This is a genomic window from Streptomyces fagopyri (genome assembly GCF_009498275.1).
Lineage (GTDB): Bacteria > Actinomycetota > Actinomycetes > Streptomycetales > Streptomycetaceae > Streptomyces > Streptomyces fagopyri.
In genome coordinates this window covers 6,943,990-6,963,919 of the sequence record NZ_CP045643.1, presented here as the reverse complement: position 1 = coordinate 6,963,919, position 19,930 = coordinate 6,943,990, and the positions used below count along the sequence as shown (strand labels likewise).

Annotated in this window: 16 protein-coding genes; 9 read left to right on the top strand and 7 right to left on the bottom strand. The window is 70.7% G+C overall.

Translation table 11 applies throughout. The features are described from left to right. Positions 1-56 precede the first annotated feature (56 nt). Together sufB and GFH48_RS30045 are read right to left on the bottom strand one after the other, a co-directional pair. A complete protein-coding gene (sufB, locus tag GFH48_RS30050) occupies positions 57-1,481 on the bottom strand; it encodes a Fe-S cluster assembly protein SufB (RefSeq protein ID WP_153291235.1) in 1,425 nt (474 codons plus the stop codon). Continuing rightward, a complete protein-coding gene (locus GFH48_RS30045) occupies positions 1,478-2,230 on the bottom strand; it encodes a helix-turn-helix transcriptional regulator (RefSeq protein ID WP_153291234.1) in 753 nt (250 codons plus the stop codon). The genes sufB and GFH48_RS30045 overlap by 4 nt, the downstream gene beginning before the upstream one ends. 161 nt (positions 2,231-2,391) lie before the next feature. Between GFH48_RS30045 and GFH48_RS30040 the strand changes: the two genes are divergently transcribed. The 4 genes from GFH48_RS30040 to GFH48_RS30025 all read left to right on the top strand — a co-directional run bounded on the left by GFH48_RS30040 (position 2,392) and on the right by GFH48_RS30025 (position 6,180). Then, positions 2,392-3,243 carry an aminoglycoside N(3)-acetyltransferase gene (locus GFH48_RS30040; RefSeq protein WP_153291233.1) on the top strand — a complete coding sequence of 284 codons (852 nt, stop codon included), beginning with the start codon at positions 2,392-2,394 and terminating at the stop codon, positions 3,241-3,243. 11 nt (positions 3,244-3,254) lie between these two features. After that, a complete protein-coding gene (locus tag GFH48_RS30035; RefSeq protein ID WP_153291232.1) occupies positions 3,255-4,178 on the top strand; it encodes an ABC transporter ATP-binding protein in 924 nt (307 codons plus the stop codon). Positions 4,179-4,266: 88 nt separating this feature from the next. Next, positions 4,267-5,037 carry an ABC transporter permease gene (locus GFH48_RS30030; RefSeq protein ID WP_153291231.1) on the top strand — a complete coding sequence of 257 codons (771 nt, stop codon included), beginning with the start codon at positions 4,267-4,269 and terminating at the stop codon, positions 5,035-5,037. A gap of 135 nt (positions 5,038-5,172) precedes the next feature. Continuing rightward, a complete protein-coding gene (locus GFH48_RS30025) occupies positions 5,173-6,180 on the top strand; it encodes a COX15/CtaA family protein (RefSeq protein WP_153291230.1) in 1,008 nt (335 codons plus the stop codon). A gap of 468 nt (positions 6,181-6,648) precedes the next feature. On the opposite strand, the gene GFH48_RS30020 is transcribed toward GFH48_RS30025, so the two are convergent. The 3 genes from GFH48_RS30020 to GFH48_RS30010 all read right to left on the bottom strand — a co-directional run bounded on the left by GFH48_RS30020 (position 6,649) and on the right by GFH48_RS30010 (position 9,502). Then, on the bottom strand, positions 6,649-7,755 hold the full coding sequence (locus GFH48_RS30020) for an amidohydrolase family protein (protein WP_153291229.1): 1,107 nt from the start codon (positions 7,753-7,755) through the stop codon (positions 6,649-6,651). A 322-nt stretch (positions 7,756-8,077) separates the two neighbouring features. Continuing rightward, a complete protein-coding gene (locus GFH48_RS30015; protein WP_153291228.1) occupies positions 8,078-8,434 on the bottom strand; it encodes a hypothetical protein in 357 nt (118 codons plus the stop codon). A gap of 114 nt (positions 8,435-8,548) precedes the next feature. Further along, a complete protein-coding gene (locus GFH48_RS30010) occupies positions 8,549-9,502 on the bottom strand; it encodes a heme o synthase (protein ID WP_153293184.1) in 954 nt (317 codons plus the stop codon). A 377-nt stretch (positions 9,503-9,879) separates the two neighbouring features. Here GFH48_RS30010 and tkt point away from each other — a divergent pair, with 377 nt between their 5' ends. Genes tkt through pgl form a run of 5 tightly spaced genes read left to right on the top strand, consistent with a single transcriptional unit; the run spans position 9,880 to position 16,476 of the window. Then, positions 9,880-11,967 carry a transketolase gene (tkt, locus tag GFH48_RS30005; protein WP_153291227.1) on the top strand — a complete coding sequence of 696 codons (2,088 nt, stop codon included), beginning with the start codon at positions 9,880-9,882 and terminating at the stop codon, positions 11,965-11,967. A 34-nt stretch (positions 11,968-12,001) separates the two neighbouring features. Beyond that, positions 12,002-13,120 carry a transaldolase gene (gene tal / locus GFH48_RS30000; protein ID WP_153291226.1) on the top strand — a complete coding sequence of 373 codons (1,119 nt, stop codon included), beginning with the start codon at positions 12,002-12,004 and terminating at the stop codon, positions 13,118-13,120. Positions 13,121-13,124: 4 nt separating this feature from the next. Further along, positions 13,125-14,648 carry a glucose-6-phosphate dehydrogenase gene (gene zwf / locus GFH48_RS29995; protein ID WP_153291225.1) on the top strand — a complete coding sequence of 508 codons (1,524 nt, stop codon included), beginning with the start codon at positions 13,125-13,127 and terminating at the stop codon, positions 14,646-14,648. After that, complete coding sequence (opcA, locus tag GFH48_RS29990) at positions 14,645-15,697, top strand: glucose-6-phosphate dehydrogenase assembly protein OpcA (protein WP_153291224.1); 1,053 nt, start codon at positions 14,645-14,647, stop codon at positions 15,695-15,697. Before zwf ends, opcA begins: the two co-directional genes overlap by 4 nt. Continuing rightward, positions 15,694-16,476, top strand: a complete 783-nt coding sequence (gene pgl, locus GFH48_RS29985) for a 6-phosphogluconolactonase (protein ID WP_153291223.1) — start codon at positions 15,694-15,696, stop codon at positions 16,474-16,476. Before opcA ends, pgl begins: the two co-directional genes overlap by 4 nt. A gap of 315 nt (positions 16,477-16,791) precedes the next feature. Here the strand turns inward: pgl and pgi are convergent, their stop codons facing one another. Together pgi and GFH48_RS29975 are read right to left on the bottom strand one after the other, a co-directional pair. Then, on the bottom strand, positions 16,792-18,444 hold the full coding sequence (gene pgi / locus GFH48_RS29980) for a glucose-6-phosphate isomerase (protein ID WP_153291222.1): 1,653 nt from the start codon (positions 18,442-18,444) through the stop codon (positions 16,792-16,794). A gap of 72 nt (positions 18,445-18,516) precedes the next feature. Further along, positions 18,517-19,788 carry an MFS transporter gene (locus GFH48_RS29975; RefSeq protein ID WP_194280718.1) on the bottom strand — a complete coding sequence of 424 codons (1,272 nt, stop codon included), beginning with the start codon at positions 19,786-19,788 and terminating at the stop codon, positions 18,517-18,519. Between the last annotated feature and the right edge of the window lie 142 nt (positions 19,789-19,930).

The window sequence follows — 19,930 nt, the reverse complement described above, 5'->3', positions numbered from 1 at the left end:
GGAGATCCTGGGCCCGCCGGAAGAGGCGGGCCACCAGCTGTTGCGGAAGGCGGTGCTCAGCCCACCGCGCCTTCCATCTGCAGCTCGATCAGCCGGTTGAGTTCGAGGGCGTACTCCATCGGCAGTTCCTTGGCGATCGGCTCGACGAAGCCGCGCACGATCATCGCCATCGCCTCGAACTCGGTCAGACCGCGGCTCATCAGGTAGAAGAGCTGGTCCTCGGAGACCTTGGAGACCGTCGCCTCGTGCCCCATGGACACGTCGTCCTCGCGGACGTCCACGTAGGGGTACGTGTCGGAACGGGAGATCGTGTCGACGAGCAGCGCGTCGCACAGCACGTTGGACTTCGAGCCGTGCGCGCCCTCGCCGATCTCGACCAGACCGCGGTACGAGGTACGGCCACCGCCGCGCGCCACCGACTTGGAGACGATGTTCGACGAGGTGTTCGGCGCCATGTGGACCATCTTGGAGCCGGCGTCCTGGTGCTGGCCCTCGCCCGCGAAGGCGATGGACAGGGTCTCGCCCTTGGCGTGCTCGCCCATCAGGTAGACGGCCGGGTACTTCATGGTGACCTTGGAGCCGATGTTGCCGTCGATCCACTCCATGGTCGCGCCCTCGTACGCCACGGCGCGCTTGGTGACCAGGTTGTAGACGTTGTTCGACCAGTTCTGGATGGTCGTGTAACGGCAGCGGGCGCCCTTCTTCACGATGATCTCGACGACCGCGGAGTGCAGGGAGTCCGACTTGTAGATCGGCGCCGTACAGCCCTCGACGTAGTGGACGTAGGCGTCCTCGTCGACGATGATCAGCGTCCGCTCGAACTGGCCCATGTTCTCCGTGTTGATACGGAAGTAGGCCTGGAGCGGGATCTCGACGTGCACACCCTTCGGCACGTAGATGAAGGAGCCGCCGGACCACACCGCGGTGTTCAGCGACGCGAACTTGTTGTCGCCGACCGGGATGACCGTGCCGAAGTACTCCTTGAAGAGCTCCGGGTGCTCCTTGAGCGCGGTGTCGGTGTCCAGGAAGATGACGCCCTGCTCCTCCAGGTCCTCACGGATCTGGTGGTAGACGACCTCGGACTCGTACTGCGCGGCGACACCGGCGACGAGGCGCTGCTTCTCCGCCTCGGGGATGCCGAGCCTGTCGTACGTGTTCTTGATGTCCTCGGGCAGGTCCTCCCAGGACTCCGCCTGCTTCTCCGTGGAGCGCACGAAGTACTTGATGTTGTCGAAGTCGATGCCCGACAGGTCCGAACCCCAGTTGGGCATGGGCTTCTTCTCGAAGAGCCGCAGGCCCTTGAGGCGGAGCTTGGTCATCCACTCCGGCTCGTTCTTCTTCGTGGAGATGTCGCGGACGACGTCCTCGTTGATGCCTCGCTTGGCAGAGGCACCGGCCACGTCGGAGTCGGCCCAGCCGTATTCGTACGTACCCAGACCCTCGAGCTCGGGGTGGGCAGTCTCCTCGATGGGGAGCGTCATGCGGGGTTCCTCCCGGCGGTGCTTGCAGATGCGTTGGGATCACGCTGATCGGACTTGGAAATCTTGGGGATGAACGTCGTGCACACACCGTCGCCGTGGGCGATGGTGGCCAGTCGCTGGACATGTGTGCCGAGCAGCTGGGAGAAGAACTCGGTCTCCGCCTCGCACAGCTGCGGGAACTGCTCGGCGACATGCGCGACCGGGCAGTGGTGCTGGCAGAGCTGCTCGCCGACCGGTGCGCTACGCGCCGTAGCAGCGTACCCGTCCGCGCTCAGGGCCTTGGCCAGTGCTTCGGTGCGCCCCTCGGGGTCCGCGGACTCGATGACCTCGCGGTACGCGTCCGCCTGGGCGGCGATCCGGGCGCGGGCGAAGGCGACGATCGCCTCGTCCCCGCCCTCACGCTCCGCGATCCAGCGCAGGGCGTCCGCGGCGAGCGTGTCGTAGGACTGGTCGAAGGCGTCCCGGCCGCAGTCGGTCAGGGCGAACACCTTGGCGGGCCGGCCGCGCGTCCGCGCGCCGTAGACCCGCTGCTCGCGTGCTTCCACGACGTCGTCGGCGACCAGCGCGTCGAGGTGGCGGCGCACGGCGGCCTGGGTCAGCCCCAGCCGTCCCGCGAGGTCGGCCACCGTCGACGGGCCGTGGTCCAGGATGGATCGCGCGACCCGGTTGCGGGTGGACCGCTCACCGGTCGCGAGTTCCTCCTGCGGGGCCCCCGTGGGGGTCTCCCGAGCCTCGCCAACGTTTTTCACAACGCCATTGTTGCGTAATTCCTCAGGGCCTGACAACCCGCGTCCCAGGAGGCGGACGGTGCGCTGCATCACTTAGGCATGCCTAAGCTGACCTGCGGAAACGATCATTGATCGATCAATTCGCCGGCACCGGGGCGAGGTCTCGGGCAGACTCGCGAAGCATGTCGACACCCCCTCCCACCGGCCCACTCGTCACCCGGGGCAGCCTCGCCGCGGAGCTTCGCGCACTCGGCGTCCGCCCCGGGGAGTCGCTCCTCGTGCACTCCTCGCTCCGTTCCCTCGGCTGGGTCAACGGCGGCCCGGTCGCCGTCGTCCAGGGGCTGCTCGACGCACTCGGTCCCGACGGCACGCTGGTGGTCCCCACACAGTCCGGCGAGCTGTCCGACCCGGCCCTGTGGAGCCGCCCGCCGGTGCCCGAGGAGTGGTGGCCGGCCATTCGGGCGACGATGCCCGCCTACGACCCCCTCATCACGCCCACCCGTGGGCTCGGCGTGATCCCGGAGACCGTCCGCACCTGGCCCGGCGCCCTGCGCAGCGCGCACCCGCAGACCTCCTTCGCGGCTCTCGGCCCCCGCGCGGCCGAGATCGTCGACGGCCACGCCCCGGACTGCCGGCTCGGCGAGCGCAGCCCGCTGGCCCGGCTGGAGGCCCTGGGCGCCCGGGTGCTCCTGCTCGGCGCGGGCTACGACACGTGCACCAGCTTCCACCTCGCGGAGTACCGCATACCGGCACAGCTCGTCGAGGTCGGACGCCCGGTGCGGACGGCGCGGGGAGCGACCCGGTGGGAGGTGGTCACGGAGGTCGCGATCGACTCCGACCGCTTCGACGAGCTGGGCTCCGACTTCGAGCGGGACCGGCCCGTCGTACGCGGCCGGGTGGGCGCGGCCGACGTACGTCTGTTCCCGGTGGCCGACGCGGTGGCGTACGCGGAGCGCTGGCTCGCGCTGCACCGCCCCGGTGCGCCCTGGCCGGATGCGGCCCCCGGGGGCCGGGGGCCCCGGACACGTCCCTAGACTTGCGCCTCATGCGAAGCGAGCCCGTGGTCCAGGTCCAGGCCCTGGTGAAGCGGTACGGCACGAAGACCGCGGTGGACGGCCTCGACCTGGTGGCCGGGGCGGGCATCACCGCCGTACTCGGACCCAACGGCGCGGGCAAGACGACCACGGTCGAGACCTGCGAGGGGTACCGGCGGCCGGATTCCGGCACGGTGCGCGTCCTGGGCCTCGACCCGGTGAGAGACTCCGGTGAGCTGCACACCCGTATCGGCGTGATGCTCCAGTCCGGAGGGGTCTACTCCGGCGCACGGGCCGACGAGATGCTCCGGCACGTGGCGAAGCTCCACGCCCGTCCGCTGGACGTGGACGCGCTCATAGCGCGCCTGGGCCTCGACAGCTGTGGCCGTACGACCTACCGGCGGCTGTCCGGCGGCCAGCAGCAGCGCCTCGCGCTCGCGATGGCCGTGGTCGGCCGCCCGGAGCTGGTCTTCCTCGACGAGCCGACCGCCGGCCTCGACCCGCAGGCCCGCCGGGCCACCTGGGACCTCGTCCGCGACCTGCGCGCCGACGGGGTCTCGGTCATCCTCACCACGCACCACATGGACGAGGCCGAGCAGCTCGCCGACGACGTCGCGATCATCGACGCCGGCCGGGTCATCGCGCAGGGCTCCGTGGAGGAGCTGTGCCGCGGCGGTGCCGAGAACACCCTGCGGTTCAGCGGCCGCCCCGGCCTCGACGTCGGCTCCCTGCTGAAGGCCCTCCCGGCCGACTGCACGGCGGCCGAGCTCACTCCCGGCGCCTACCGGGTGGGCGGGAAGGTCGATCCGCAGCTGCTGGCCACCGTCACCTCCTGGTGCGCGCAGCACGGGGTGATGCCGGAGAGGATCTCCGTCGAGCGGCACACCCTCGAAGACGTCTTTCTGGAGCTGACCGGCAAGGAGCTGCGCTCATGAACCAGGCCCGACTGCACACCGGCCGGGGGCCCGGGGGACGTCCCCCGGGCCGGTACGGCCTGGAACCGACCGGTGAGGAGTCGCGTTCATGACCACCGCCGGCACCTACACCCCGAGCCCGGGGGCGGCCCCGCTGTCCCGCATGATCGGCGCGCAGGCCGCGCTGGAGACGCGCATGCTGCTGCGCAACGGCGAGCAGCTCCTCCTCACGGTCGTCATCCCGGCCCTCCTGCTGGTCCTGTTCGGCTCGGTGGACATCGTCGACACCGGCAAGGGTGAGGCGGTCGACTTCCTGACACCCGGCGTCCTGGCGCTCGCGGTGATGTCGACGGCCTTCACCGGCCAGGCCATCGCCACGGGCTTCGAGCGGCGCTACGGGGTCCTGAAGCGGCTCGCCGCCTCACCGCTCCCCCGCTGGGGCCTGATGACCGCGAAGACGGTGTCCGTGCTGGTCACGGAGGCCCTCCAGGTCGTCCTGCTGACGGTGATCGCCTTCGCGCTCGGCTGGTCGCCGCACGGCGATCCGGCGGCCGTCCTGCTCCTGTTGGTCCTCGGTACGGCCGCCTTCTCGGGCCTCGGCCTGCTGATGGCCGGCACGCTGAGGGCGGAGGCGACCCTGGCCGCCGCGAACCTGGTCTTCCTGCTGCTGCTGGTGGGCGGCGGGGTCATCGTCCCGATGGACAAGTTCCCCTCCGGTGTCCAGGACGTGCTGGGTCTGCTGCCGATCTCGGCGCTCTCGGACGGCCTGCGGGACGTGCTCCAGCACGGCGCGGGCATGCCGTGGGGCGACCTGGGGATCCTGGCGGTCTGGGCGGTCGTGGGTCTGGCGGCCGCGGGCCGGTTCTTCCGCTGGGAGTAGCGGGGCGGCTGCCCCGGGAGAGTCCTCGCGGCGCCGGTGGGGAGAGTCCTCGCGGCGCCGGTGGCGGGGTCCGGGAGCGGCGGTCCGCGCCGGTGCCGGGGCCCTCGTGAAGGCGTGCACAAGCGGCCGCCTACGATGGGGCGCGTGCCCCACGTGACCCGAGCCGACGCCGTAGCCCTCGCGCGCAACCCGCTCGCCCTCATCGCCGAACGCTGGACCCCCACCGCACGGACGGTGCGCCGCGCGGCACTCGCCGCGCTGGTCATGTCCGTGGTCATCGTGGTCACCGGCGGCGCGGTACGGCTGACCGGTTCGGGGCTCGGCTGCCCGACCTGGCCCAAGTGCACCGACGACTCGCTCACCACGACGAGCGCGATGGGTTTCCACGGGGTCATCGAGTTCACCAACCGCATGCTGACCTACGTGCTGTGCGCCGCGGTCGGCTGGGCGATCATCGCCGCGCGTTCCGAGAAGCCGTGGCGGCGCGATCTCACCCGGCTCGGCTGGGCGCAGTTCTGGATCGTCATGAGCAACGCGATCCTCGGCGGCGTCGTCGTCCTGGTCGGCCTCAACCCGTACACGGTCGCCGCGCACTTCCTGCTCTCGACCGCGCTCATCACGGTCGCGGCGGTGATGTGGCAGCGCACCCGGGAGGGCTCCGGCGCGCCGCGCCCGCTGGTCGGCAAGGCGGTGCAGCAGCTCGTGTGGTGTCTGGTCGCCGCGGCCGTGGTACTGATCGCCGTCGGTACGGTGGTCACCGGCGCGGGGCCGCACGCGGGCGACTCGAGCGAGGTCGACCGTATGCACGTGAACTGGGAGAACGTCGCCAAGCTGCACGCCGTGCTGGCCTGGATCGTCGTCACGCTGACCTTCGCCCTGTGGTTCGTCCTCAAGGCGGTCGACGCTCCCAGGGGCCCGCTGGACCGCACCCGCGACCTGTTCCTGATCCTGCTCGGCCAGGGTGTCATCGGCTACGTCCAGTACTTCACGGATCTTCCCGAGGCTCTGGTCGGCCTGCACATGTTCGGCTCCTGCCTGGTGTGGATCGGCGTTCTGCGTGTCCTGCTGTCGCTGCGCGAGCGGCCCGGGGTCGCGGCGGACCTGCCGGGGCCGGCCGCGGAATCGGCGCTCACCCGCGCGTGAGCGGTTCGCACGTGGTCACCGGGGCGCCGATCGCGGGGCCCGGGTAGTCCCTCGCCGGATCCGCCCGACACGCCGTGCCTCGCGGCGCGGGCGGTGTCCGTCACGGTGGGAGCCGTGTCCGTCACGGCGCGGGGCCGGTGCGTCGCGGTACGGGACCTGTGCGTCGCGGTACGGGTGGTGTCCATCTCGGTACGCGTCGTGTCCATCGCGGTACGGGCGGCGCGGTGTCCCCCGGCCGACGTGCCCCGCTCGCCTCCCGCGCCGTACGTCCTCGACGACGTCGGCGGCTGCCCAGGGTTCCGGACCCGGCGTGTGCGCCGGAAGTCGGCTCCCCCGTTCACCACACCCGGCCGGGCCCGTTCACCGCACCCCGCGCATCCCCGTGCGACGCGCCCCCGCGCACGCCGGTTCAGCGCACTCCGTACACCGTGGTCCGACGTGGTCCGGCGTGCCCCGGCGCGCGCCCGTTCACCGCACCCCGTACACCCGCCGCGCGTTCCCCGCGGCGATCAGGGACGCCACCCGTTGCGCGTCCGCCGGCGACCAGGCCCCCTCCGCGACCCAGGTGCCGAGCACCCGGGTGAGCGCCTCGCGGAAGAGACGTGCGCCGACCACATGAAGTTCGGGCAGGCCGTGTGCTCCGCTGGAGAAGAGGAGCTTGCCGAAGGGAGCCAGTTCCAGGATCTCGGAGAGGACGGCCGCGGCCCGTGCGCCGGTGCGCACCAGTGCGGCGCCCAGATCGGCGTACACGTGCGGGAAGACTCCGGCGAGGTGCGCCGCGTGCCGGTGGTACGGGTAGCCGTGCAGCAGGACGAGGTCGGTCCCGAGACCGGCCGTGGCCCGCGCGAAGTCGGTGAGCAGGACGGGGTCCGTGCGGTCGATCCGCAGGCCCGGTTCGCCGAGGCCCGCGTGGAGCTGGAGGGGCAGTCCCGAGGCGACCGCGATCCACAGCAGATGGCGCAGCAGGACGGGGTCGCTGAGTTCCCCGCCGACCCGGCGGTCCGCGAGCCACCGGCCCGCCGCGCCGCGTACCTCACCCGGCCCCGGAGGTTCGGGAGCGAGCCCGAGGCCGTGCCGTCCGCCCGCCACGGAGGTGAACGCGACGGCGTTCGCGGCCGCTCCGTGCACCGACTCGGCGAGATTGGCGAGGAACGACTCGACCGTGCCGGAGGTGTCCGCGACCTGCTCCGCCAACAGCTCCAGGCGGACGATCTCGTGGGCTTCCGCGGCCCCGGTGGAGGCCATCTCGCCCGGTCCGGTCAAGTCGCCGGGCAGTCCGGTGTCGACGAGGAACGTGGTGACGCCGCTGCCGCGCAGCAGTCGGCGACCCGCTTCGAGGACGCCGAGTTCGCGCCGCCGCGCGAGATAGCGGGCGGGCGGACAGTGCGGCTCCAGGCCCAGCAGCGGCGGACACCAGCGTCGTACCGCGAAGCCGGTCTGCGTGTCGAAGAGGGTGGTGCCGGGGGCCGGTGGCCCCTCGGTCCTGGCGAGGTGGGCCTCGAACGTCCCGAGGCCCAGCTCCGTCCTCAGCACCCCGTGGCAGTACTGGTCCACCAGGGACGGCGTTTCGATCATCCGGACTCCCCCGCGCGACTGGACCGTTCTTTCTCAGGTCCTAACGGGTGAGCCGGGCGTCAGGTGTTGGTCGCCCGCGTTCCCGGCGCGCCGCTGCGCCGTTCGTGGGATTCGGCGACGGCCCGTCGGCGCGACCGGTGACACGGACCCGGCGGCGCGGCGGGGCACGGCGGGGGCCTGTCCGTCCGGCTCCTGGAGCCGGACAGGACCGCGGACCCATGGACCCTCGCGACGCCTCCCGCGGCCGATCGGGTGCTGTCGTGCCCCGGGGTGAATCACCCGTCCGGGTCAGTCGTGCGTACGGGTCAGTCGTGCGTACGGGTCAGTCGTTGCGCGGGCCACCCAGCTGGATCCCCGCCATCCGCTTCCACTCGTACGGCCCGGTCCGCACCTTCGCGGCGAACTCCCCGTCGAACTCCTCGTGAACAGTGATCCCGGACCTCTTCACGGCGTCCTCGGCGATCGCGCAGCTCGGCGCCACCAGATCGCCCCAGCCGCCGTCCGCGCCGACGAGCACGATGCGCGCGCCGCGCTCCCCGATATAGGCCACCTGGCCCTCGGCCCCGCCGTGTTCGTCGGCGAAGGCGCGGATCTGCCGGGCGAGCCTGGCCGCCTTGCGCTCGGCGCCGGTGTCCCGGGCGGTGCCGGTGGTCTCGTCAGTCTGCTCGGTGTCTGCCATGGCCAGGATGCTACCGACGGGTAGATCGAACGGCGACGGGCGGGGTGCGTGGCCTTGACCACGCACCCCGCCCGTCGGCGGACACACGACCCGGCGGAGCGACCGCCGGAGGAATCAGCGGAGGAAGGGGTCCACCGCGACGGCCACGAAGAGGATCGACACATAGGTGATCGACCAGTGGAACAGCCGCATCTCCTTGAGCTTCCCGCCCGACACCTCGGCCTTGGCGCGGTTCTGCAGACCGTGCGCCTCCCACAGCCAGAATGCGCCGGCTGCCAGCGCGACCACCGTGTAGAACCAGCCCGTGTAGCCGAGCGGGGTGAGGAGCAGCGAGACCGCGACCATCACCCAGCTGTAGATGACGATCTGGCGGGCGACGACCTTGTTGGAGGCGACGACCGGCAGCATCGGCACGCCCACGCGCGCGTAGTCGTCCTTGACCTTCATGGACAGCGGCCAGTAGTGCGGCGGCGTCCAGAAGAACATGACGAGGAAGAGGATGACGGGCGCCCACGACATGGAGTCGGTGACGGACGACCAGCCGATGAGGACCGGGAGGCAGCCCGCGATGCCGCCCCAGACGATGTTCTGGGACGTACGGCGCTTGAGGAGCATCGTGTAGACGACGACGTAGAAGAGGAGCGCTCCGAGTGACAGCCACGCGGACAGCCAGTTGACGGCGAGACCGAACAGCAGCGTCGAGACGACCGCCAGCGTGATGCCGAAGGCCAGGCACTCACGGGGGCTGACCATGCCGGTGACCAGTGGACGCTGCGAGGTCCGCTCCATCAGGGCGTCGATGTCACGGTCGATGTACATGTTGAGCGCGTTGGCGCCGCCCGCGGACAGATAGCCGCCGAGGCACGTGAGCAGGACGAGCTTGAGGTCCGGTACACCCTGCTGGGCCAGGAACATCACCGGAACGGTGGTGATCAGGAGCAGTTCGATGATTCGTGGCTTCGTGAGCGCCACGAACGCCTTCACACGGGCCCCGAACGGCCGGTGGCTCGGGCTGCTGCTCGTCCCGAGCACCCCCGCTGGACGGGATTCGACGGCCGTCACGCACACCCCTGACAGAGACATCCCAGCAAGCCCCCGGGTGTGAACTTCCCGTAAGGGCTCGCGCGTACCACGCCACTGTAGACGTTGCCCAGACCCCGGCCTTCGCGGGGGTGGGGTCGTGTTGGGGCGCCCGACCAGCGCCTCGGCGCTGTCCGCGCAACGGGCGGCGGGAAGCTCGATTGAGCACTCTTACGAGCGGCTCCGTATTCAGTTGCCGAAGACGGAACGGACCAGTCGGGAGGCGGATTCCGCCGAGTCCCGGCAGTCTGGAATGACTCGAAAAAACGCAGGTACCTACGGGGGTAGGCTCGACAACGGCCGGTGGGCGCCCAGTGCACCGGCATTCGACATGCGTGACATGTGGAGAGGAGCCCTGACCCAGGGTGAGCACCAAGCCGACCACCACAGACCTCGAGTGGACCGAGTTGGACCAGCGGGCCGTCGACACCGCCCGCGTCCTGGCCGCCGATGCCGTACAGAAGGTCGGCAACGGCCATCCCGGTACGGCGATGAGCCTGGCGCCCGCCGCCTACACCCTCTTCCAGAAGGTGATGCGGCACGACCCGGCGGATCCCGACTGGACCGGACGCGACCGCTTCGTGCTGTCCGCGGGCCATTCGTCCCTGACCCTCTACACGCAGCTCTACCTGGCCGGGTTCGGCCTGGAGCTGGACGACCTGGAGTCCTTCCGCACCTGGGGCTCGCGTACTCCGGGCCACCCGGAGTACGGACACACCCCCGGCGTGGAGACCACGACGGGTCCGCTGGGACAGGGCGTCGCCAACGCGGTGGGCTTCGCGATGGCCTCCCGCTACGAGCGCGGTCTGTTCGACCCGGACACGCCCCAGGGCGAATCCCCGTTCGACCACTTCATCTACTGCATCGCCGGTGACGGCTGCCTGCAGGAGGGCATCTCCGCGGAGGCGTCCTCCATGGCCGGGCACCAGGAGCTCGGCAACCTGATCCTGCTGTGGGACGACAACCACATCTCGATCGAGGGCGACACGGAGACCGCGGTCTCCGAGGACACCGTCAAGCGGTACGAGGCCTACGGCTGGCATGTGCAGCGGGTGGCCCCCAAGCCGGACGGCGACCTCGACCCGCACGCCATCTACGACGCGATCCAGGCCGCCAAGCTGGTGACCGACAAGCCGTCGTTCATCGCGATGCGGTCGATCATCGCCTGGCCCGCCCCGAACGCGCAGAACACCGAGGCCGCGCACGGCTCGGCGCTCGGCGACGACGAGGTGGCGGCGACCAAGCGCGTGCTGGGCTTCGACCCGGAGCAGTCCTTCGCGGTGGCCGACGAGGTCCTCGCCCACACCCGGCAGGCGCTCGACCGCGGTCGTGAGCAGCGGGCCGAGTGGGAGAAGGGCTACCAGGAGTGGCGTGCCGCCCAGCCCGCGCGCGCGGCCGAGTTCGACCGCATCGCCGCGTGCGAGCTGCCCGAGGGCTGGGAGGAGAAGCTCCCGTCGTTCGAGACCGGCAAGGGCGTCGCGACCCGTGCCGCGTCCGGCAAGGTGCTCCAGGCGCTCGGCGCGGTCATCCCCGAGCTGTGGGGCGGCTCCGCCGACCTCGCGGGCTCGAACAACACGACGATCGACAAGAACTCCTCGTTCCTGCCGGCCGACAACCCGCTGCCGGGCGCGAACCCGTACGGGCGGACGATCCACTTCGGTATCCGCGAGCACTCCATGGCCGCGGAGATGAACGGCATCACGCTGCACGGCAACACCCGCGTCTACGGCGGCACCTTCCTGACGTTCTCCGACTACATGCGCAACTCGGTGCGGCTGTCCGCGCTGATGCACCTGCCGGTCACCTACGTCTGGACGCACGACTCGGTCGGCCTCGGTGAGGACGGTCCGACGCACCAGCCGGTCGAGCACATCGCCTCGCTGCGCGCCATCCCCGGCCTCAACGTCGTCCGTCCCGCGGACGCCAACGAGACGGCGATCGCCTGGCGCGAGATCCTCAAGCGCTACACCAAGGTGTTCGGCGAGGGCGCTCCGCACGGACTGGCGCTGACCCGGCAGGGCGTGCCGACGTACGACCGTGACGAGAACGCGGCGAAGGGCGGCTACGTCCTGTTCGAGGCGGAGGGCGGCGAGCCCGAGGTCGTCCTCATCGCCACCGGTTCCGAGGTGCACGTGGCCGTCGAGGCGCGCGAGCTGCTCCAGGCCGGGGGTGTGCCGACGCGGGTCGTCTCCATGCCGTGCGTGGAGTGGTTCGACGAGCAGGACCAGGCCTACCGGGACAGTGTGCTGCCGCCGTCCCTGCGGGCGCGGGTCTCGGTCGAGGCCGGAATCGGTCTGACCTGGCACCGGTTCGTCGGAGACGCGGGACGCATTGTTTCGCTGGAGCACTTCGGTGCTTCGGCGGACGGCAAGGTGCTCTTCCGCGAGTACGGCTTCACTGCCGAGAACGTCGCCGCCGCCGCCCGGGAATCGATCGCCGCAGCCCAGCTCTGACGCTGACATACGACACGTAGGAGATGCAATTTCCATGACAGACGCACTCAAGCGCCTCTCCGAGGAAGGCGTCGCGATCTGGCTGGACGACCTGTCGCGCAAGCGGATCACGTCCGGCAACCTCGCCGAACTGATCGACCAGCAGCACGTCGTGGGCGTCACCACCAACCCGTCGATCTTCCAGAAGGCGATCAGCAGCGGCGACGGCTACGAGCAGCAGCTCACCGAGCTCGCCGCCCGCAAGGTCACTGTCGACGAGGCCATCCGCATGATCACGACGGCGGACGTCCGTGACGCCGCCGACATCCTGCGCCCGGTCTTCGACGCCACGCAGGGCCAGGACGGCCGGGTCTCCATCGAGGTCGACCCGCGCCTGGCCCACGAGACCACCCCGACCATCGCCGAGGCCAAGCAGCTGGCCTGGCTGGTGGACCGTCCCAACACGCTCATCAAGATCCCGGCGACCAAGGCGGGCCTGCCCGCGATCACCGAGGTCATCGGCAAGGGCATCAGCGTCAACGTCACGCTGATCTTCTCGCTGGAGCGTTACCGCGAGGTCATGGACGCCTACCTGGCGGGGCTGGAGAAGGCGAAGGCCGCGGGCCTCGACCTTTCCAAGATCCACTCGGTGGCGTCCTTCTTCGTGTCCCGGGTGGACACCGAGATCGACAAGCGGCTCGACGCCCTCGGCACCCCCGAGGCCAAGGCCGCCCGCGGCAAGGCCGCCCTGGCCAACGCCCGGCTCGCCTACCAGGCGTACGAGGAGGTCTTCTCCTCGGAGCGCTGGGCCGCCCTCGACAGGGCGCAGGCGAACAAGCAGCGCCCGCTCTGGGCGTCGACCGGTGTGAAGGACCCGGCGTACAAGGACACCCTGTACGTCGACGACCTGGTGGCGCCGAACACGGTGAACACCATGCCGGAGGCCACTCTTCAGGCCACCGAGGACCACGGCGGGATCACCGGCAACACGATCGCCGGTACGTACGAGCAGGCCCGTGCCGAACTCGACGCGGTCGAGAAGCTCGGGATCTCGTACGACGACGTGGTCCAGCTCCTTGAGGACGAGGGCGTCGAGAAGTTCGCGGCGTCCTGGAACGACCTGCTCGAGTCCACAGAGGCGGAGCTCAAGCGCCTCGCCCCTTCGGAGGGCTGAAACCTTGTCAAGCAGCAACCCGCTGCGTGACCCCGCAGACCGACGGCTCCCGCGTATCGCGGGGCCGTCGGGCCTGGTCATCTTCGGCGTCACGGGCGATTTGTCACGTAAAAAGCTGATGCCCGCCGTGTACGACCTCGCCAATCGCGGACTGCTGCCGCCGGGCTTCTCGCTCGTCGGTTTCGCCCGCCGCGAGTGGAAGAACGAGGACTTCGCCCAGGAGGTCCACGACGCCGTCAAGGAACACGCCCGTACGGAGTTCCGCGAGGAGGTCTGGCAGCAGCTCATCCAGGGGATGCGCTTCGTCCAGGGCACCTTCGACGACGACGACGCGTTCGAGCGGCTGCGCGCCACCATCGAGGAGCTGGACAAGGCACAGGGGACGGGCGGCAACTTCGCCTTCTACCTCTCCGTGCCGCCGTCCGCCTTCCCGGTGGTCATCAAGCAGCTGAAGAAGCACCACCTGGCCGACCAGTCGAGCGGCTCCTGGCGGCGCGCGGTCATCGAGAAGCCCTTCGGGCACGACCTGAAGTCGGCCGAGGACCTCAACGCGATCGTGCACGAGGTCTTCGCCTCGGACCAGGTCTTCCGCATCGACCACTACCTCGGCAAGGAGACCGTCCAGAACATCCTGGCGCTCCGCTTCGCCAACACCATGTTCGAGCCGATCTGGAACCGGTCCTTCGTCGACCACGTACAGATCACCATGGCCGAGGACATCGGCATCGGCGGCCGGGCGGGCTACTACGACGGCATCGGCGCGGCCCGTGACGTCATCCAGAACCACCTGCTCCAGCTGATGGCCCTGACGGCCATGGAGGAGCCCGCGTCGTTCGACGCGGACGCGCTCGCCGCCGAGAAGACCAAGGTGCTCGGCGCGGTGCGGATCCCCAAGGACCTGGGGCGCGACACCGTCCGCGGACAGTACGCCGCCGGCTGGCAGGGCGGCGAGAAGGCCGTCGGCTATCTCCAGGAAGACGGCATCGACCCCAAGTCGAAGACCGACACGTACGCGGCCATCAAGGTGGAGGTGGACAACCGCCGCTGGGCGGGCGTCCCGTTCTACCTGAGGACCGGCAAGCGTCTGGGCCGCCGTGTCACCGAGATCGCGGTCGTCTTCCAGCGCGCCCCGCACTCCCCCTTCGACCACACGGCGACGGAGGAGCTGGGCCAGAACGCGATCGTCTTCCGCGTCCAGCCCGACGAGGGCGTCACCGTCCGCTTCGGCTCCAAGGTGCCCGGCACCTCCATGGAGATCCGGGACGTCTCGATGGACTTCGCCTACGGCGAGTCGTTCACCGAGTCCAGCCCGGAGGCCTACGAGCGACTCATCCTCGACGTGCTGCTCGGCGACTCGAACCTCTTCCCGCGCACCGAGGAGGTCGAGCTGTCCTGGAAGATCCTCGACCCGATCGAGCGGTACTGGGACAAGCACGGCAAGCCCGCGCAGTACCCCTCGGGCAGCTGGGGCCCCGTCGAGGCCGACGAAATGCTCGAACGAGACGGACGGAGCTGGCGTCGCCCATGAAGATAGACCTCACCGACTCCACTGCCAGCAAGATCAACAAGGCGCTCGTGCAGGGCCGCCGGGCTATCGGCACCCCCGCGATCGGCATGGTCCTGACCCTCGTCATCGTCACCGACGAGGAGAACGCCTACGACGCCCTGAAGGCCGCCAACGAGGCCTCCCGCGAGCACCCCTCGCGCACCCTCGTGGTCATCAGGCGTGTCTCGCGCTCGCCCCGCGACCGCACGAAGTCCCGCCTCGACGCCGAGGTGCGGCTCGGCGCGGAGGCGGGCACCGGCGAGACCGTCGTGCTGCGCCTCTACGGCGAGGTGGTCGACCACGCCGACTCGGTCGTCCTGCCCCTGCTGCTGCCGGACGCGCCGGTCGTCGTCTGGTGGCCGGTCAACTCGCCCCTCGACCCGGCGAAGGACCCGTTGGGAGCGTTGGCCCAGCGCCGGGTCACGGACACCTACTCGGCCGAGGCGCCGGTACGGGAACTCAACGCCCGCGCCGACGCCTACGCCCCCGGGGACACCGACCTCTCCTGGACCCGCATCACCCCGTGGCGTTCGATGCTGGCCGCGGCCCTGGACCAGGTCGTCTGCGACGTGAGCGCGGTCGAGGTGGAGGGCGAGGAGTTCAACCCGAGCTGTGAGCTGCTCGCCATGTGGCTCGCGGACCGGCTGAACGTCCCGGTCAAGCGTTCGCAGTCGGCCGGCCCCGGCCTCACGGCCGTCCGGATGGAGACCACCTGCGGCCCGATCGTCCTGGACCGTGCCGACGGCTCGCTCGCCACACTGTCCATCGACGGGCAGCCCGACCGTGCCGTGGCCCTCAAGCGCCGCGAGACGTCCGAGCTGATCGCGGAGGAGCTGCGCCGGCTCGACCCGGACGACACGTACGCCTCGGCGCTGCGGTACGGGGTGGACCGGCTGAACACCTCGTCCGGCGAGGCCCCGGGCGAGACCCCGGCCGCGACGGCGGTCAAGACCGCCGCCAAGGCACCCGCGAAGAAGGCCGCCACCAAGGCCGCCGCCTCGGCCCCGGCCAAGAAGGCGGCCTCCAAGTGATCACTCCGCAGCTTGTCGTGCACCGCGACAAGGAGCTGATGGCACAGGCCGCGGCGGCTCGGCTGATCACCAAGGTCGTGGACGCGCAGGCCTCGCGCGGCTACGCCTCGGTGGTCCTCACCGGCGGCCGCAACGGCAACGGGCTCCTCGCGGCGCTCGCCGCCGCGCCCGCCCGCGACGCCATCGACTGGGGCCGTCTCGACCTCTGGTGGGGCGACGAGCGGTTCCTGCCCGCGGGCGACCCGGAACGCAACGACACCCAGGCCCGTGCGGCACTGCTGGACTCGGTGCCGCTGGACCCGGCGCGGGTGCATCCGATGCCCGCGTCCGACGGCCCCCACGGCGCGGACGCGGACGCGGCGGCCGAGGCGTACGCCGCCGAGCTCGCGAAGGACGCGGGGCCGGAGAACCACGGTTCGGTCCCCGCCTTCGACGTCCTGATGCTGGGCGTCGGTCCGGACACGCACGTGGCCTCGCTCTTCCCCGAGCTGCCCGCGGTGCGCGAGACGGAGCGGACGGTGGTGGGTGTGCACGGCGCGCCGAAGCCTCCGCCGACCCGGATCTCGCTCACCCTGCCCGCGATCCGCTCCGCCCGCGAGGTGTGGCTGCTCGCGGCCGGCGAGGACAAGGCACAGGCCGCGGCGATCGCCCTGTCGGGCGCGGGTGAGATACAGGCTCCGGCGGCGGGTGCCCACGGGCGCTCGCGGACGCTGTGGCTGCTGGACGCGGCGGCCGCTTCCCAGTTGCCGCGCTCGCTGTATCCGCCTGCTTCTGCGTGATGCGGTCGGGCAGGGGCGGTGCGGACGTGCCACGTCCACACCGCCCCTGCCCGCTCCATCCCCTCCGGGGTCCGTCCCACCCGGGGCCGCGCCCCCGCCCCCAGAGCACCCTTCAGCCTGAACGCGGCCTCGTGCTCGGACGCCTGACGAGCTGAAATGCCGGGCGCGGACCGCACTTCGAGGAACGCGGGGAACCGCGCGCGAATCCCACGTCGAGGAACGCGGGGAACCGTGCGAGCGGCCCCTGCCCACCCGCACGCGGGAAACACCGGGGACGGGCGGACCCGCACCGCCCGTCTCCCGTGCTCGCCGGACCTAACGGCCGTGCAGCTCGCGGTACTTGGCGACCAGCGCCTTGGTGGAGGGGTCGAGGCCGGGTACGTCGGTGCCTTCGGTGAGGGCGGGTTCGACGCGTTTGGCGAGGACCTTGCCGAGTTCGACGCCCCATTGGTCGAAGGAGTCGATGTTCCAGACGGCGCCCTGGACGAAGACTTTGTGTTCGTAGAGGGCGATGAGCTGGCCCAGGACGGAGGGGGTCAGTTCGCGGGCGAGGATCGTGGTGGTGGGGTGGTTGCCCTGGAACGTCTTGTGGGCGACCAGGTGTTCGGGGACGCCTTCGGCGCGGACCTCGTCGGGTGTCTTGCCGAAGGCCAGGGCCTGGGTCTGTGCGAAGAAGTTCGCCATCAGCAGGTCGTGCTGGGCGGCCAGGCCCGTCTCGAGTTCGTCGACGGGGTTGGCGAAGCCGATGAAGTCGGCCGGGATCAGCTTGGTGCCCTGGTGGATGAGCTGGTAGTAGGCGTGCTGTCCGTTGGTGCCGGGGGTACCCCACACCACCGGTCCGGTCTGCCAGTCCACCGGCCGGCCCTGCCGGTCCACCGATTTGCCGTTGGACTCCATGTCGAGTTGCTGGAGATAGGCGGTGAACCTGCTGAGGTAGTGCGAGTAGGGCAGCACGGCGTGGGACTGCGCGTCGTGGAAGTTGCCGTACCAGATGCCCAGCAGGCCCAGCAGCAGGGGCGCGTTGGCTTCCGCGGGCGCGGTGCGGAAGTGTTCGTCGACGAGGTGGAAGCCGTCCAGCATCTCCCGGAACCGGTCCGGGCCGATCGCGATCATCAGGGACAGGCCGATCGCCGAGTCGAAGGAGTAGCGTCCGCCGACCCAGTCCCAGAACTCGAACATGTTGTCGGTGTCGATGCCGAAGTCGGCGACCTTCCCGGCGTTCGTGGACAGGGCCACGAAGTGCCGGGCGACCGCCTCGGGGCCGGCCTTCAGACCGGCCAGCAGCCAGGTCCGCGCGGAGGTGGCGTTGGTGATCGTCTCGATGGTGGTGAACGTCTTCGACGCGATGATGAACAGGGTCTCGGCCGGGTCGAGGTCACGGACGGCCTCGTGGAGGTCGGCGCCGTCCACGTTCGACACGAACCGCACCGTCAGACCGCGGTCGGTGAAGGACCGCAGCGCGTCGTACGCCATCGCGGGACCCAGATCGGAACCGCCGATCCCGATGTTCACCACGTTCTTGATCCGCCGGCCGGTGTGACCGGTCCACTCGCCCGACCGCACCCGCTCGGCGAAAGCGGCCATCCGGTCCAGGACCGCGTGCACCCCCGGGACCACGTTCTGCCCGTCGACCTCGACCACCGCGTCCCGCGGCGCACGCAACACCGTGTGCAGGACCGCACGGTCCTCGGTCACATTGATCTTCTCACCCCGGAACATCGCGTCCCGCAACCCGAACACATCCGTGGCCACCGCAAGCTCCTGGAGCAGCCGCAGTGTCTGGTCGGTGACGAGGTGCTTGGAGTAGTCGATGTGCAGATCGCCTACCTGGAGGGTGAATCCGGACCCGCGCCCGGGGTCGGCCGCGAAAAGGTCCCGCAGATGGGTCTCCGCGAGTTCCTCGCGGTGCTCCCCCAGAGCGGTCCACTCGGGCGTCCGGTCGAGCCTGGTACGGGTGTCTGCGTTCATCTGTGACTTCCGCCTTCTCTCCTGCGTGCGCTGCTGCGTACCTCGCCCCGCTGCCGGTCCCAACCTAATTGATCAGGGCTTGACGTGAGCTGTCGTCACGCCGTCGTCCGGCTCAACAACAGATACGTCCGGCTTGAGCGCGGGTATCAGCGAAACGACGGCGAGCGCGAAGAGCGCGGCCGCGAACAGCGCGGGCCCGTTCAGTCCGTACACCGCGGCGACCGTGCCGCCGAGCAGGGCGCCGACCGGGGCCCCGGAGGTGGAGGCGGTGCGGAAGGCGGCGCTGATGCGGCCGACCATGGCCTGGGGGCTGCGCTGCTGCATCAGCGTGACCTGGTTGACGTTCCACACCATGCTCATCACTCCGAGCAGGACCATGCCCAGCAGAAGAACGCCCAACTGGCGGACGGTGCCGATGAGCAGGAGGGACGCCGTCTGGACGCTTCCGCCCAGGAACAGGCCGCGAACGCGCCCGAACCGGCGTGCGACACGCTGTGCCAGCAGGGCCCCGCCGGCCAGGCTTCCGGCCGAGAAGGCGGTCATCGCGGCGGCGAATCCCGCGTTTCCCGCGTGCAGCCAGCCGGTCACGTGCAGTACCAGGGTGGCGATCAGGGCGCCCATGCCGATGTTGCACAGCAGTGTGGCCGTGCAGACGGCACGCAGCACCCGGTCGCGCCGCAGCGCGCGCAGTCCCTCGGCGGCCTCCGCCCGCAGGGTGCTGCCGGCCGGTCCGGGCCTTCGCTCGGGCGCCGCGATCCGCAGGGACGCCACCAGCGCGGCGGCCAGCAGATAGGTGGCGGCGTCGGCGGCGAACGGCACGGCGGCTCCGGCGGCGAGCAACAGCGGCACGAACGGGCCGGCCAGGAAGCCGCCGGCGAGTTGCTGGCCGGTCATCAGCCGGGCGTTGGCGCTGCCCAGCGCCTCCTTGTCCACCAGCGACGGCAGCAGGGCCGTGGACGCGTTGTCGAAGAGGGTCTGGAGGCTGGTCAGGGCGAAGGCGAGCGCGATCAGCAGCCCGATCGAGGCGTGGCCGAGCCCGACGGCGAGGCCGAAGCAGGCGACCAGCGTGCCCCGAAGGGTGTCCACGGCCCACATCGCCCGGCGCTGGTCCACCCGGTCCGCGACCGCGCCGCCGAGCAGCCCGAAGAGCAGCCACGGGAGGTAGCCGCAGGCGGTGACGGACGCGATGACGAAAGGGTCGTCCGTGAGCCGCACGGCGATCAGCGGCAGCGCGGCGGTGCGCAGCGCGTCCCCGAAGCGCGACACCACCGCCGCGCTCCACAGTCGCCCGAATCCCCCGCGCCACGCGGGCACCCGCACAGCCGTCGCCTCGACCCCCGCCACAACGCCCCCTCCACTGCCGCCACTTCGACAACCGTAGGGGGCACCACTGACAATCGGGCGGGGAGCGGCCGGGGCGAGCCCGACCGGGCGACGACACACGGGGACGCCCGGCCCCCACGACAGGCCGCCACCCCGGGAAACC

Bases quoted from the DNA above. Each gene is read 5' to 3' on its own strand.
- sufB (WP_153291235.1), bottom strand. From the start codon at position 1,481: ATGACGCTCCCCATCGAGGAGACTGCCCACCCCGAGCTCGAGGGTCTG.
- GFH48_RS30040 (WP_153291233.1), top strand. From the start codon at position 2,392: ATGTCGACACCCCCTCCCACCGGCCCACTCGTCACCCGGGGCAGCCTC.
- GFH48_RS30035 (WP_153291232.1), top strand. From the start codon at position 3,255: ATGCGAAGCGAGCCCGTGGTCCAGGTCCAGGCCCTGGTGAAGCGGTAC.
- GFH48_RS30030 (WP_153291231.1), top strand. From the start codon at position 4,267: ATGACCACCGCCGGCACCTACACCCCGAGCCCGGGGGCGGCCCCGCTG.
- GFH48_RS30025 (WP_153291230.1), top strand. From the start codon at position 5,173: ATGGGGCGCGTGCCCCACGTGACCCGAGCCGACGCCGTAGCCCTCGCG.
- GFH48_RS30020 (WP_153291229.1), bottom strand. From the start codon at position 7,755: ATGATCGAAACGCCGTCCCTGGTGGACCAGTACTGCCACGGGGTGCTG.
- GFH48_RS30015 (WP_153291228.1), bottom strand. From the start codon at position 8,434: ATGGCAGACACCGAGCAGACTGACGAGACCACCGGCACCGCCCGGGAC.
- tal (WP_153291226.1), top strand. From the start codon at position 12,002: ATGACAGACGCACTCAAGCGCCTCTCCGAGGAAGGCGTCGCGATCTGG.
- opcA (WP_153291224.1), top strand. From the start codon at position 14,645: ATGAAGATAGACCTCACCGACTCCACTGCCAGCAAGATCAACAAGGCG.
- pgi (WP_153291222.1), bottom strand. From the start codon at position 18,444: ATGAACGCAGACACCCGTACCAGGCTCGACCGGACGCCCGAGTGGACC.